The sequence below is a fragment of the Streptomyces sp. NTH33 genome, assembly GCF_003236365.1.
Lineage (GTDB): Bacteria > Actinomycetota > Actinomycetes > Streptomycetales > Streptomycetaceae > Streptomyces.
Genome location: NZ_POTZ01000206.1, coordinates 1 through 12,165, shown reverse-complemented (window position 1 = coordinate 12,165; position 12,165 = coordinate 1). Strand labels below are relative to the sequence as shown.

Here is a 12,165-nt window from a genome sequence, read left to right as displayed (position 1 = left end):
GCCGAACCGCCCTCCCCCAGCCGCAGCGCCAGCCGGTGGATCGCCGCGCGGACACCGTCGCCGTAGCTGTCGTCGGCGAGGGCGGACGCCGCGCCGCGGGCGCGCCGCAGGTGGGTGCGGGCCGCCTCGCGGTGGCCGAGTTTCAGGTAGTCGGCGGCGAGGTTCAGGTGGAGCGACGGGTACAGGGCGCGGGCCGCCGGCGCGCCCTCGTGCCCGGCGAGCCGGTCGCCGTGGAGCTCCTCGGCCGCCGACAGGGCCCTGAGGTCCCAGGCCAGCTCGTCCGCGGGGTCGTCCTGGGTGTCGGCCATGTAGTGGGCCAGCGTGCAGCGGTGCAGCGGATCGCCGTCCTCGCCGATCTCCGCCCACAGGGCGAGGAAGCGGTCCCGGGCCTCCTCCCGGTCCCCGGCGTGATGCAGCATGGCGCCCTGCCCGATCCGCGTCATCACGGCGTCCGACGCCGTCTGCTCCTGTCGCTCCACCACCGCGCGCCCTCCAGCCCGTCGCCGACCGACGCCTCCGACGCTAACGGCAGCCACCGGCGATCGCCGCGCCCCCGCGCCCGCGTCACCCCAGGTTCGGGATCCGCCAGTCGATCGGCTCGTGCCCCTGCCGGGCCACCGCCTCGTTGATCTGCGTGAACGGGCGGGAGCCGAAGAACTTCTTCGCCGACAGCGGTGACGGGTGCGCGCCCTTGACCACCACGTGCCGGGTCTCGTCGATCAGCGGGAGCTTCTTCTGCGCGTAGTTGCCCCACAGGACGAAGACCGCCGGGTCGGGCCGGTCGGCCACCGCGCGGATCACCGCGTCGGTGAACCGTTCCCAGCCCCGGCCCTTGTGGGAGTTGGCCTCGCCGCCGCGGACCGTCAGCACCGCGTTCAGCAGGAGCACGCCCTGCCGGGCCCACGGCATGAGGTAGCCGTTGTCCGGGACCGGCGTGCCCAGCTCCTCGTGCATCTCCTTGTAGATGTTGCGCAGGGACGGCGGGATCCTCACACCGGGGCGGACCGAGAAGCACAGCCCGTGGCCCTGCCCCTCGCCGTGATACGGGTCCTGGCCGAGGATCAGGACCTTCACCTGGTCGTACGGCGTGGCGTCCAGCGCGGCGAAGACCTCCTCGCGCGGCGGGTACACGGGACCCTTCGCCCGCTCCTCCTCGACGAACTCGGTCAGCTCCTTGAAGTAGGGCTGCTGCAGTTCGTCACCCAGAACCCCGCGCCAGGACTCGGGCAGCATGGCGGTGTCGGTCACGTCAACGTCCTCACGATGTGCGGTCACTTCCTGGTCCCAGAACCTACAGGCGACCACTGACAACGGACCCGTGCCCCGGAGGACGCCTCCCGGCTACCAGCTGGTCTTGCGGGAGAACTCCCACATCATCATGATCGTCGACGGGTCGAGGGCCCGCTCGCCGCCCGAGATGTCGTTGCTGGCGGCCACGTACTGCTTGCCCTGCCACAACGGCAGCAGCCGCGCGTCGTTCACCAGGATCCGCTGCGCCTCCTGGAACTGCCTGACCACGCCCGCGCGGTTGCTCTCGCGGCGGGACTCGGGCAGCAGCTCCTTGGTGATCCTCGGCTCCGTGTAGGGCGTGCCGAGCGCGTTCTTCTCGCCGACGAAGGGCGCGATGAAGTTGTCGGCGTCGGGGAAGTCCGGGAACCAGCCGCGCCCGAACACCGGGTACTCGCCTTTCTGGTAGCCGCCGACGTACGTCTTCCAGGGCCGGCTCTTCAAGGTGATCGTGAACAGGCCCGACTCCTCGAGCTGCCGCTTGAGCTCCTGGAACTGCTTGGCGGTCTCCGAGCCGTAGCGGTCGGTGGTGTACCAGAGGGTGAGCGGGACCTTCTGGGTGATGCCCGCGTCGGTGAGGAGCTTGCGCGCCTTGGAGACGTCGGGGTCCCCGAAGTTGTCGAAGAAGCCGGTCGTGTGACCGGTGAGGCCCTTGGGGACCATGGAGTACAGCGGGTCGACGGTGTCCTCGTAGACGTGGTGTGCGATGGCCGCGCGGTCGACTATCTGGGCCACGGCCTTGCGTACGGCCGGCTTGGCGGCCCACGGGTCCTTGGGGTTGAACACGAGGTAGCTGATGTCGGTGCCGGTGCCCTCGACGAGCTGGAGGTCCTTGGAGTCCCTGCGCTGCAGGGAGATGATGTCGTCGGCGGCCAGGCCGCGGTAGGTGACGTCGATCTGCCTGTCCCGCAGCGCCTCGACCATGGCGGCGGAGTCCTGGAAGTAGCGAATGGTCACCGCGTCGTTTCTTCGCTCGGCGAACCCCTGGTAGTGGTCGTTCTTGACCAGTTCCGCTTTCCTTCCGTCCTCGTACGACCGCAGGGTGTACGGCCCGGACCCGAAGATCTTGTTGTCCTTGCGCAGGGAGCTCGCCGGGTAGTCGTTCGGGTCGACGATCGACATGGCCGGCGTGGCGAGCACGAACGGGAAGGTGGCGTCGGACTTGTTGAGCTGGAAGACGACCTCCCGGTCGCCGACGGCCCGCACGCTGTCCAGACTGCCGAGCAGCCCGGCCGGACCGCCGTCCACGTTGATGGTCCGGATGCGGTCGATGGAGTGCTTGACGGCCTGCGCGTCCAGCGCGTGCCCGTCGGAGAACTTCATCCCCGGGCGCAACTGGCAGCGGTAGGTGCGGTAGTCGGTGCCGGTGAACTCGCAGCTCTCCGCGGCGTCGGGCTGGGGCGAGGTCGCGCCGTTCGGGTAGGCCAGCAGGGTCTGGAAGATGTTGCGGTACAGCTCCCAGGAGCCGTCCCAGGAAGCAGCGGGGTCCAGGGTGCTGGGGGCACTGGTGGTCCCCACCACGATCGGTCCCTCGTCGGCGGAGCCGCCGGGGGACAGGACGCTGCACCCGGTCGCCAGGGACAGGGCCGCCGTCACCACCGCCGGCCGCAGGCATCGCTTCCGGTTGAACACGCGCACGCTCCTCGATCTGCCATACCAAGGGTCGGCAGACCATACCGCAGCGCCCCGGCCGTTGAACCTGGTTCGGACAGGGTTCTTGATCGGCTTGAAACATGACGACGTTGTCATCCGGACATGCGTGTGTTTTCGGTGGGCAAGGGCGCCGGTTCCGCCAAGTCGGCGTCTACGAAGAGGTATGTCGACGAACCGACGGAACCGGCACCCAAGGCGGTCAGCCCACCCCGGCGTTGAGGAAGATGCCGCCGTCGACGACGAGTGTCTGCCCGGTGATCCAGTCGGACTGCGCGGAGGTGAGGAACGCGGCCGCGCCGCCGATGTCGGAGGGAACGCCGAGCCGGCCGAGCGGGTAGGAGGCGGCCGCCTCCGCCTCCCGGCCCTCGTACAGCGCCTGGGCGAACCTGGTCTTCACCACGGCCGGCGCGATCGCGTTGACCCGCACCCCCGGCGCGAACTCGTGCGCCAGCTGCTGGGTCAAGTTGATCATCGCGGCCTTGCTGACGCCGTAGGCGCCGATGAACGGGGAGGGCGCGAGGCCCGCGATCGAGGCGATGTTGACGATCGTGCCGCCGTTGTCCTTCTGCCAGGCGTGCCAGGTACGCTGGGCGAAGCCGAGCGCGGAGACCACGTTGGTCTCGAAGACCTTGCGCGCCACGTTCAGGTCGAGGTCGGCCATCGGCCCGAACACCGGGTTGGTGCCGGCGTTGTTGACCAGGTGGTCCACGCGGCCGAACGCCTCCATGACGCGCTCGACGGCCTCGGCCTGGTGGGCCTCGTCGTGGGCCTTGCCCGCGACGCCGATCACCCGGTCGGAGCCGAGCTTGTCGACGGCCTCCTTCAGGGCGTCCTCGTTGCGGCCGGTGATGCACACCCGGTCGCCGCGGGCTACCAGGGCCTCGGCGACGCCGTAACCGATGCCGCGGCTCGCGCCGGTGACGAGGGCGACCTTGCCGGAAAGTTCAGTCATGTCCGTGATCCCTGCCGATCCCTAGTCGAGCGGCCCGCCGGCGACGTACAGCACCTGGCCGGAGACGAAGCCGGCCGCGTCACCGGTGAAGAAGGCGATGGCGTTGGCGATGTCCTCCGGCTCGCCGACGCGCTGCACCGGGATCTGGGTGGCGGCCACGGCCTTGAAGTCCTCGAAGCCCATGCCGACGCGTTCGGCGGTGGCCTTGGTCATCTCGGTGGCGATGAAGCCGGGGGCGACGGCGTTGGCGGTGATGCCGAACTTGCCGAGCTCCTTGGCGAGGGTCTTGGTGAAGCCCTGCAGACCGGCCTTGGCGGCCGAGTAGTTGACCTGTCCGCGGTTGCCGAGCGCGGAGGACGAGGAGAGGTTGACGATCCGTCCGAAGCCGGCGTCCACCATGTGCTTCTGGCAGGCACGGGTCATCAGGAAGGAGCCGCGCAGGTGGACGTTCATGACGGTGTCCCAGTCCGAGACGCTCATCTTGAACAGCAGGTTGTCGCGGAGCACGCCCGCGTTGTTGACCAGGATGACGGGCGCGCCGAGCTCGTCGACGACGCGCGCGACCGCCGCCTCGACCTGCGCCTCGTCGGAGACGTCGGCGCCGACCGCGACGGCCCTGCCGCCGGCCGCGGTGATCTTCTCCACGGTGTCCTTGCAGGCGGCCTCGTCGAGGTCGACGACGGCGACCGCACGGCCCTCGGCGGCCAGTCGTACGGCGGTGGCGGCGCCGATGCCGCGCGCGGCGCCGGTGACGACGGCGACCCTCTGCTCAGTGGTGGACATTGCTGCTTCTCCTCGCCCTTGAGAGAACCCGGTCTGTGGTGAGCGACCGCTTAGTACCTTCGGTGGATGTGACGCTAGGAGTCCTGGCACGCGGTGTCAACGGCACACCGTGTGCGTGTGATCCATTACCTCACCAACAGGTCCAGCAACCGCTGCGTCTCCGCGGCCGCGTCGGCGGTCAGTCCGGTGTGCACCGGGCCGGGCTGGACGATGGTGGAGCGGGGCGCGACCAGCCAGCGGAAGCGCCGCCCGGCGTCGTCGCCGGCGGCCTGCCCGGCGGCCGCTCCCCCGGCGCACACGCCCTCGACCGCGGCGAGGGCGGCCCGGATGCCGGCGACGTCCGCGTGCGGGTCCAGGGCCAGCAGCCGGGCCTCGTCGAGGTGGGTGCGGGCGCCGACGTAGGCCTGGGCGCGGCAGTAGACGAGCACGCCCGCGTTGATGCACTCGCCGCGCTCCACGCGCGGGACGACGCGCAGCAGGGCGTACTCGTAGACGTCGCGGTCGCCCGGCCGGCCGGCCCGGACGATGTGGCGGTCGCCCGCCCTGCCGCCGCCGGCGAGGTGACGGTCGCTCACTCGGCCTCCTCGATGCCGTGGATGCGCTCGTGGATGACGGCGGCCCGCGCGAGCAGCGGACGTGCGTAGGCGCGCCGCAGGTCGTCGGGCGTGTCGAAGCCGGGCTCGCCGGCCAGCCAGACGTCCGGGATCTCGGCGGTCACCTCGGCGAGCAGTTCCTCGGTGACCAGGGGCGCGAGCCGCTCGGCGGCGGTGGTGACGTCGGGGCCGAAGGACGCGAGGGCGTGGTCGGAGGCGTCGTAGGGACGCTGGGCGGAGGCCTCGGCGGCGGGCCAGTTGTGGTGCCAGATCAGGGTGGCGCCGTGGTCGACGAGCCACAGCTCGCCGCGCCACCGCAGCAGGTTGGGGTTGCGCCAGGAGCGGTCGACGTTGTTCACCAGCGCGTCGAACCAGACGATCCGCCCGGCCTCCTGGGCGTCCACCGGGAAGGCGAGCGGGTCGAAGCCGAGGGCGCCGGAGAGGAAGTCCATGCCGAGGTTGGTTCCGCCGCTGGACCTCAGCAGCTCCTGCGCCTGCTCGTCGGGTTCGCCGAGGCCCAGCACCGCGTCGAGGGCGACGGTCACCAGCCGGGGCACCCGCAGCCCCAGCCGCCGGGCGAGCTCCCCGCAGACCACCTCGGCGACGAGCGTCTTGCGGCCCTGCCCGGCGCCGGTGAACTTCAGGACGTACGTCCCGAGGTCGTCGGCCTCGATCAGCCCGGGCAGCGAGCCACCCTCACGCAGGGGCGTGATGTAGCGGGTCGCGATGACTTCCTTGAGCATCGCCCCAGGTTACTGGGGCCGCGCCGGGCGTCTTGCGTCCGCTTGGTCCCCCGTCGGTCAAGAGCTGGACGTGGTCTGAACGCCGGGTGCCCGCCGGCCGTACCCCTGGGCGGACCAGGAAGTCCGCGTGGAAGGGGAACCTCAGCATGACCAGCGAATCGCTTCAGCCCCAGGGGGCGCCGGCCCGCCGTACGGTCGTGGCGGCGATGGGCGCGGCGGGGCTCGCCGTCGCACTGACCGCGTGCGGATCGGAGGACAAGTCCTCGTCCGGCTCGTCCACCACGCAGAACGGCGGCGACGCGAGCGGGAATCCGGGCGGCGACGGCGCCGCGGCCGGCTCCGGCGGCACGGTGCTGGCGAAGACCTCCGACATCCCCGAGGGCGGCGGCAAGGTCTTCGGCAGCGAGGGCGTGGTGGTCACGCAGCCGGCGAAGGGCGAGTTCAAGGCCTTCTCGTCCAAGTGCACCCACCAGGGGTGCGCGGTGAACCGGATCGCCGACGGGGTGATCATCTGCCCCTGCCACAACAGCGAGTTCTCCGCCGCCGACGGCAGCGTCAGGAAAGGGCCGGCGGTCCAGCCGCTGCCCGCGAAGAACATCTCGGTCGCGGACGGCGAGATCAGGCTGGCCTGACGCGTCTCGCCTTTTCCTGACGTGGTGTCAGAAGCCTGTCCTCTGACACCACGTGGGAGAAAAGAAAGAGGGGCCGTATGACCGTCACTCAGCGCCGGGGCCGGAAGATCATGATGACGCCGGGCGAGCTGGACGAGTTCCTGACCACACAGCGCACCTGCCGGGTCGCCACGACATCGACCGGCGGCGCACCGCATGTGAGCGCCCTGTGGTTCGTCTGGGACGGCGCCTCGCTGTGGCTCTACTCCGTGGTGCGCAGCAAGCGCTGGGCCGACCTGCGGCGGGACCCGAGGGTGGCCATAGTCGTCGACACCGGCGAGGAGTACGACCAGCTGCGCGGCGTGGAGCTGTCCGGCACGGTGGAGTTCGTCGGCGAGGCACCGCGCGTCGGCGATCTCCGCGCCGAGCTCGACGTCCCGGAGACCCTGTTCGCCCGCAAGTACTTCGACCTGGAGGAAATGCCGCACGACGGCCGCCACGCCTGGATCCGCCTGACCCCGGAAAAAACCGTCTCCTGGGACTTCCGCAAACTGGGCTCCGCGTAGACGCGGCGCCCCGCACACCGCGCCCCGGACACACCCCGGTCTCCGGTGCGGCCCCCGAAGGCCGCGCCCGACGGCCCGGGCCTGCCCCCGGACGGCCGAGGTGCCGACTCGCCCGACGTGCCCCCGGGGCGGCCGAGGTGCCGACCCGCCCGGCGCCCGGCCGCCGGACTCCGGGCGAGCCTTGGCAGCCGCGCTCCCGGCGAGCACGCCGGGCCCGGCCCCGGGAGCACCGGGCCGCGACCGCCGGCCGGCCCGCTCCCCGCCACCTTCCCCCCAAGGTCTCGACCACCGCGTGGCGGGCGTTGCGGCCGCGTTGCGTCCGGGCGGGCTCGGCCGGCGGCTGCGGGGAAGCCGCTCAGGCCGGCCGGGTTCCTGTCGTGCGGAGGGCGGCGACCGCCGCGCGGATCGAGGGGCGGCGGTCGGCTTCGGAGCGCCATACGGCGTAGACGTGGCGTCGTACGGCCTGCCGCACCGGGACGGTGCGTACGCCCGCGGGCAGGGGACCCCGCCCGAGCCTGGGGGCCACGCACACGCCCAGGCCGGCGGCGACCAGGGCGAGCTGGGTGGCGTGCTCCTCGGCTCGGTGGACGATGCGCGGTTCGACGCCCTTGGAGCGGAGCGTGTCCAGCAGCCACTCGTCGCAGAACTCGGCCTCGCCCCAGGTGACCCAGTCGTCGTCCGCGAAGTCCTCGAGGTCGACCGTGGTGCGGTCGGCGAGGGGGTGGGATGCGGGCAGTGCCACGTCGGCGGGGTCGTCGAGGATCGGGGCCCGGGTGAGCCCTTCCGGCACGGGCAGCGGCTTGTTGTACCAGTCGAGGACGACCGACAGGTCGACGTCACCGCGCACCACGGCCCGCACCGCGGCGGCCGGTTCCCTTTCCACGGTGCACACCCTGAGTCCCGGGTGCCGCTCGCGCAGACGGGACAGGGCCGCCGGGAACAGCCCGCGCGCGGCGGTGGGAAACGCGCCCAGCCGCAGCTCGCCGACCACCTGCCCGCGCTGGGCCTCCAGGTCGGACTGGGCGAGCTCGACCTGCGACAGGATGCGCGCCGCGTGCTCGGCCAGCAGCCGGCCGGCGTCCGTGAGCCGCACGCCCCGGCCGTTCCTGGCCAGGAGCTGCTGGCCCACCTCCCGCTCCAGCTTGGCCATCTGCTGGGAGACGGCCGACGTCGTCACGTGCAGCCCCTCGGCGGCACCGCTGACCGAACCGTGCCGGGCGAGGGCGTCGAGCGTACGCAGGCGCTCCAGGTTCAACATGTAAGCGATGCTACGAGATGTCGCGCGCGAATTCTCGATTGTGCTACGAGGTCGGCGGCAGGCATCGTACGACCATGAGCACCTCCGCCGTCTCCTCGCAGACCCCGCCCGTCCCGGCCGGCCGGGTCCGCCGCGCCCGCCCCGTGCGCTGGCAGCTCCGTTTCGCCTTCCTCTCGCTGGTCTGGGGCTTCAGCTTCCTGTTCATCAAGGTGGGCACGGAGGGCTTCGCGCCCTTCCAGGTGACGCTCGGGCGGCTGGTGTTCGGCACGGCGGTGCTCGCGGTGGCGATGGCGGTGAAGCGGGAGCGGCTGCCGCGCGGCGCACACACCTGGGGGCATCTGGCGGTCGCGGCCTTCTTCCTCAACGCGCTGCCGTTCTCGCTCTTCGCGTACTCGGAGCTGACGATCCCGTCCACCCTCGCGGGCATCTGCAACGCGACCTCGCCGCTGTGGGGCATGGCCCTGTCCCTCGTCGCCCTCTCCGAGGACCGCCCGACCCGGCTGCGGGTCGCGGGGCTCGGGCTCGGCTTCCTCGGGGTGCTCACCGTGCTCGGCGCCTGGCAGGGCTTCCACGGTCTGGACGCCGGCGGCACCGCGATGGCCCTGCTGGCCTCGCTGAGCTACCCGGTCGGCTGGATCTACGTCCGCCGCACCCTGGCGGGCTCCACCGAGTCCCACCTGTCGCTGACCGGCGGCCAGTTGCTCCTGGCCACGCTGCAACTCGCCGTCGTCACGCCGCTGTTCACCAGCGCTCCGGACCGGCTGTCCGTCGTGCCGCTGCTCGCGATCGTCGCCCTGGGTGCCCTGGGAACGGGCGTGGCGATGCTCGTCCAGTACGGCCTGGTCGCCGAGGTCGGCCCGACGACCGCCCAGATGGTCACGTACTTCATCCCGGTCATCGCCACCGCCGCCGGCGTCGCCGTGCTCGGCGAACACCTCACCTGGTCGATCCCGGTCGGCGCGGCGGTCGTCCTGGCGGGCGCGGCCCTGACCCAGGCCCGCCCGAAGAGCGCGTAGGCCGCGGTGACCTCCTACACGTAGCTCCGCGCCGGCGCCGGGCGGAGCGCCGCCGCCACCGCGTCCGCCAGCCGCTCGGTCTCCTCCCCCTCCCGCAGGGCCGAGACCGTGATCCGGATGCCGGGCGGGGCGTTCAGCCGGAAGCGGGCGCCGGGTGCGACGGCCCAGCCGGCGTGCAGCAGGCTCGCGACGACGCCGGTCTCGTCCGGCACGGGCACCCACACGTTCATCCCGCTGCGCCCGTGCGCGGCGACCCCGCGCTCGGCCAGCGCGCCGGTCAGCAGCTCGCGCCGCCGCCCGTAGGCCGCCGCCACCGCGCGCGTGTCCGGGACGCCGTCCGCCCACAGCCGTACCACGGCCCGCTGGAGCAGGCGGCTCACCCAGCCGGGTCCGAGACGCTGCCGGCCGCGGACCCGGTCGACCGTGACCTCGTCCCCGGTGAGCACGGCGAGCCGCAGGTCGGGGCCGTACGCCTTGGCGACCGAGCGCACGAAGGCCCAGTGCCCCGTGGTCCCGGCGAGCGGATGCAGGGGCAGGTCGACGATGCCGTGACCGTGGTCGTCCTCGATCAGCAGGGTCTCCGGGTGCTCCCTGAGGACGGCCCGCAGGGCACGCGCGCGCGTGGCGCTCACCGCGGCGCCGGTCGGGTTCTGCGCCCGGGCCGTGACGATGAGTGCCCGTGCGCCGTCCCGCAGGGCACGGCGCACGTCGTCGACGACCGGACCCTCGTCGTCGACCCCGACCCCGGCCGTGCGCAGCCCGAGTGCGGGGACGAGATCGAGGGCGCTCCTCCACCCGGGGTCCTCGACGGCGACCGTGTCGCCGGGCCTGAGGTGGGCGGCCAGGACGCGCTCCACTCCGTCGAGCGCTCCGGAGACGACGGCGAGCGGCCCGTCCGGCACCCCGTCGGCGTCCAGCATCGCGCGGGCCGTGCGGGCCAGCTCCGGCTCCACGGCCACGTCCCCGTACAGCACCGGCTCACGGTCGCCCCGCGCCGCGGCCGCCGCGAACGCCGGTGCCAGTGGCGGCAGCAGCGCCGGATCCGGGTTGCCGTCCGACACGTCGCGCACCCCCTCGGGCACGTCCACGCGGACGAGATCCCGTCCGGTCGTGGCCGGCGCGGGCCGTACCCGGCTGCCCCGGCGGCCGGCGGTCTCGATGACCCCGCGCTCGCGCAGCACTCGGTACGCGGCAGCGACGGTGTTGGGGTTGACCCCGAGTTCAACCGCCAACTGCCGCATGGGAGGCAGCAGTTGACCAGGCTCCAGCGCGCCGGAGCCCACCGCGCGCTCGATGTTCGCCGCGATGTCCGCTGCGCGCCGCCCCTCGATCCGATATTCTCCTAGCACAAACCAGATTATGCACTAGTGCAATGGAGAGCGCAATGCAGGCGACCCCACCTCCGACGCCACCGGCCGACTCCTACACCCCGACCGAGCGCACCGTCCCCACCCGCTCCGCACACCGGGCCTCGTACGACAGGGAACTGGTGCACGCGATACTCGACGAGGGCTGCGTCTGCCACCTCGGCTACGTCCGCGACGGCGCGCCCGTGGTGCTGCCGACGCTGTACGGCCGCCTCGGCGAGCGGCTCTACGTGCACGGCTCGACCGGCTCGCGCCCGCTGCGCTCGGCCGGACAGGCCGGTCCGGGGCTGCCGGTCTGTCTGACGGTCACCCATGTCGACGGCCTGGTCCTGGCCCGCTCCGCCTTCCACCACTCGGTCAACTACCGCTCCGTCGTGGTGCACGGCGTCGCCCACCAGGTCACCGACCCGGAGGAGAAGCGCGCGGCGCTGGACGCCCTGGTCGACCACGTGGTGCCGGGCCGTGCGGCCGACTCCCGCCCCGCCAACGCCAAGGAGCTGGCCGCGACCGCCGTGCTCCGCCTCGACCTGGACGAGGTCTCCGCCAAGCTGCGCACCGGCGGCGTGAACGACGAGCCCGAGGACCTGTCCCTGCCCCACTGGGCCGGCGTGGTCCCGGTCCGCAGGCAGTACGGCACCCCGCTCGCCGACGCCGGCCTGACCCCCGGCGTCGAGCTCCCCGGCTACCTCGCGGCCCTGTGATGCTCGTCCATCCCTGGGACGCCCCGCGCGAGGACGCCGAGTGGCAGCAGTGGCTGACCGGCCGTGACTTCGGCCAGCTGGCCGTGACCGGCCCGCCCGGCGAACCGCCCCTCGTCCAGCCGCTGCACTTCGCCTACGACACCGGGCGCGGCGAGGCCGTCACCCACCTCGCCCGTCCGAACCCGCTGTGGCCCGCCCTGGAGGCGAACCCGCAGGTGCTGCTGAGTGTGGTCGACGACTACGTCTACGTCCCCGGCCCCTGGCAGGCCGATCCGGGCGGCCCGCCCGAGCACGGGGTCCCGACGAGCTTCTACGCCGCCGTCCAGCTCCGCTGCACCGCCCACGTGGTGGACGACCCGCGGGAGAAGGCCGAGTTGCTGAACCGTCAGCTGGGCCACTTCCAGCCGGAGGGCGGCTCGGCCCGGGCGGCGGCGGGCGAGGCGCCGTACGGCCGCCTGCTGCCCGGCATCCGCGGGCTGCGGCTGGAAGTGACCGGTGTGCGGGCCAAGTTCAAGTACGCGGGCAAGCGGTCCGCCGAGGTCCGGGACCGTATCGCGGTGGCCCTCGCGGAGCGGGACGGTGTGCGCGACGCCGCGGCCCGGGAGCATCTGCTGCGCAGACGCGGGGCTTGAGCG

14 protein-coding genes are annotated in these 12,165 nt (G+C 72.6%); 5 read left to right on the top strand and 9 right to left on the bottom strand.

The window, feature by feature from the left end:
- The 7 genes from C1I97_RS20065 to C1I97_RS20035 form a co-directional block, all read right to left on the bottom strand.
- A partial coding sequence (locus C1I97_RS20065) for a hypothetical protein (RefSeq protein ID WP_111004602.1) occupies window positions 1–482 on the bottom strand: 482 nt, incomplete at its 3' end.
- 82 nt (window positions 483–564) lie between these two features.
- Window positions 565–1,248: a uracil-DNA glycosylase gene (ung, locus tag C1I97_RS20060; RefSeq protein WP_111004601.1), complete on the bottom strand. Its 684-nt coding sequence runs from the start codon at window positions 1,246–1,248 to the stop codon at window positions 565–567.
- A gap of 93 nt (window positions 1,249–1,341) precedes the next feature.
- Window positions 1,342–2,919 (bottom strand): ABC transporter substrate-binding protein, encoded by a 1,578-nt coding sequence (locus C1I97_RS20055; RefSeq protein WP_111004600.1) that lies wholly within the window; start codon window positions 2,917–2,919, stop codon window positions 1,342–1,344.
- A gap of 220 nt (window positions 2,920–3,139) precedes the next feature.
- Window positions 3,140–3,892 carry an SDR family oxidoreductase gene (locus C1I97_RS20050; protein ID WP_181446806.1) on the bottom strand — a complete coding sequence of 251 codons (753 nt, stop codon included), beginning with the start codon at window positions 3,890–3,892 and terminating at the stop codon, window positions 3,140–3,142.
- A 21-nt stretch (window positions 3,893–3,913) separates the two neighbouring features.
- The gene (fabG, locus tag C1I97_RS20045) at window positions 3,914–4,675 is read right to left on the bottom strand and encodes a 3-oxoacyl-ACP reductase FabG (RefSeq protein WP_111004598.1); all 762 of its coding nucleotides are present in this window, start codon (window positions 4,673–4,675) and stop codon (window positions 3,914–3,916) included.
- 125 nt (window positions 4,676–4,800) lie between these two features.
- A complete protein-coding gene (locus C1I97_RS20040; RefSeq protein WP_111004603.1) occupies window positions 4,801–5,202 on the bottom strand; it encodes a DUF3037 domain-containing protein in 402 nt (133 codons plus the stop codon).
- 44 nt (window positions 5,203–5,246) lie between these two features.
- Complete coding sequence (locus C1I97_RS20035) at window positions 5,247–6,011, bottom strand: HipA family kinase (protein WP_111004597.1); 765 nt, start codon at window positions 6,009–6,011, stop codon at window positions 5,247–5,249.
- Between the two features lie 146 nt (window positions 6,012–6,157).
- On the opposite strand from C1I97_RS20035, the gene C1I97_RS20030 reads away from it, so the two are divergent.
- Together C1I97_RS20030 and C1I97_RS20025 are read left to right on the top strand one after the other, a co-directional pair.
- Window positions 6,158–6,643 (top strand): Rieske (2Fe-2S) protein, encoded by a 486-nt coding sequence (locus C1I97_RS20030; RefSeq protein ID WP_111004596.1) that lies wholly within the window; start codon window positions 6,158–6,160, stop codon window positions 6,641–6,643.
- 77 nt (window positions 6,644–6,720) lie between these two features.
- Window positions 6,721–7,188: a pyridoxamine 5'-phosphate oxidase family protein gene (locus C1I97_RS20025; RefSeq protein WP_111004595.1), complete on the top strand. Its 468-nt coding sequence runs from the start codon at window positions 6,721–6,723 to the stop codon at window positions 7,186–7,188.
- A 355-nt stretch (window positions 7,189–7,543) separates the two neighbouring features.
- On the opposite strand, the gene C1I97_RS20020 is transcribed toward C1I97_RS20025, so the two are convergent.
- On the bottom strand, window positions 7,544–8,446 hold the full coding sequence (locus C1I97_RS20020) for a LysR family transcriptional regulator (RefSeq protein WP_111004594.1): 903 nt from the start codon (window positions 8,444–8,446) through the stop codon (window positions 7,544–7,546).
- A 74-nt stretch (window positions 8,447–8,520) separates the two neighbouring features.
- On the opposite strand from C1I97_RS20020, the gene C1I97_RS20015 reads away from it, so the two are divergent.
- The gene (locus C1I97_RS20015; RefSeq protein ID WP_181446805.1) at window positions 8,521–9,462 is read left to right on the top strand and encodes a DMT family transporter; all 942 of its coding nucleotides are present in this window, start codon (window positions 8,521–8,523) and stop codon (window positions 9,460–9,462) included.
- A gap of 14 nt (window positions 9,463–9,476) precedes the next feature.
- Here C1I97_RS20015 and C1I97_RS20010 read toward each other — a convergent pair whose 3' ends face one another.
- Window positions 9,477–10,811 carry an aminotransferase class I/II-fold pyridoxal phosphate-dependent enzyme gene (locus C1I97_RS20010; protein ID WP_111004592.1) on the bottom strand — a complete coding sequence of 445 codons (1,335 nt, stop codon included), beginning with the start codon at window positions 10,809–10,811 and terminating at the stop codon, window positions 9,477–9,479.
- 35 nt (window positions 10,812–10,846) lie between these two features.
- Between C1I97_RS20010 and C1I97_RS20005 the strand changes: the two genes are divergently transcribed.
- The gene (locus C1I97_RS20005) at window positions 10,847–11,530 is read left to right on the top strand and encodes a pyridoxamine 5'-phosphate oxidase family protein (protein ID WP_111004591.1); all 684 of its coding nucleotides are present in this window, start codon (window positions 10,847–10,849) and stop codon (window positions 11,528–11,530) included.
- Entirely contained in the window at window positions 11,530–12,162 is a 633-nt protein-coding gene (locus tag C1I97_RS20000) for an FMN-binding negative transcriptional regulator (protein ID WP_111004590.1), read from the top strand. Before C1I97_RS20005 ends, C1I97_RS20000 begins: the two co-directional genes overlap by 1 nt.
- Window positions 12,163–12,165: the final 3 nt, after the last annotated feature.

Bases quoted from the DNA above. Each gene is read 5' to 3' on its own strand.
- C1I97_RS20050 (WP_181446806.1), bottom strand. From the start codon at position 3,892: ATGACTGAACTTTCCGGCAAGGTCGCCCTCGTCACCGGCGCGAGCCGC.
- fabG (WP_111004598.1), bottom strand. From the start codon at position 4,675: ATGTCCACCACTGAGCAGAGGGTCGCCGTCGTCACCGGCGCCGCGCGC.
- C1I97_RS20035 (WP_111004597.1), bottom strand. From the start codon at position 6,011: ATGCTCAAGGAAGTCATCGCGACCCGCTACATCACGCCCCTGCGTGAG.
- C1I97_RS20030 (WP_111004596.1), top strand. From the start codon at position 6,158: ATGACCAGCGAATCGCTTCAGCCCCAGGGGGCGCCGGCCCGCCGTACG.
- C1I97_RS20025 (WP_111004595.1), top strand. From the start codon at position 6,721: ATGACCGTCACTCAGCGCCGGGGCCGGAAGATCATGATGACGCCGGGC.
- C1I97_RS20020 (WP_111004594.1), bottom strand. From the start codon at position 8,446: ATGTTGAACCTGGAGCGCCTGCGTACGCTCGACGCCCTCGCCCGGCAC.
- C1I97_RS20015 (WP_181446805.1), top strand. From the start codon at position 8,521: ATGAGCACCTCCGCCGTCTCCTCGCAGACCCCGCCCGTCCCGGCCGGC.
- C1I97_RS20005 (WP_111004591.1), top strand. From the start codon at position 10,847: ATGCAGGCGACCCCACCTCCGACGCCACCGGCCGACTCCTACACCCCG.
- C1I97_RS20000 (WP_111004590.1), top strand. From the start codon at position 11,530: ATGCTCGTCCATCCCTGGGACGCCCCGCGCGAGGACGCCGAGTGGCAG.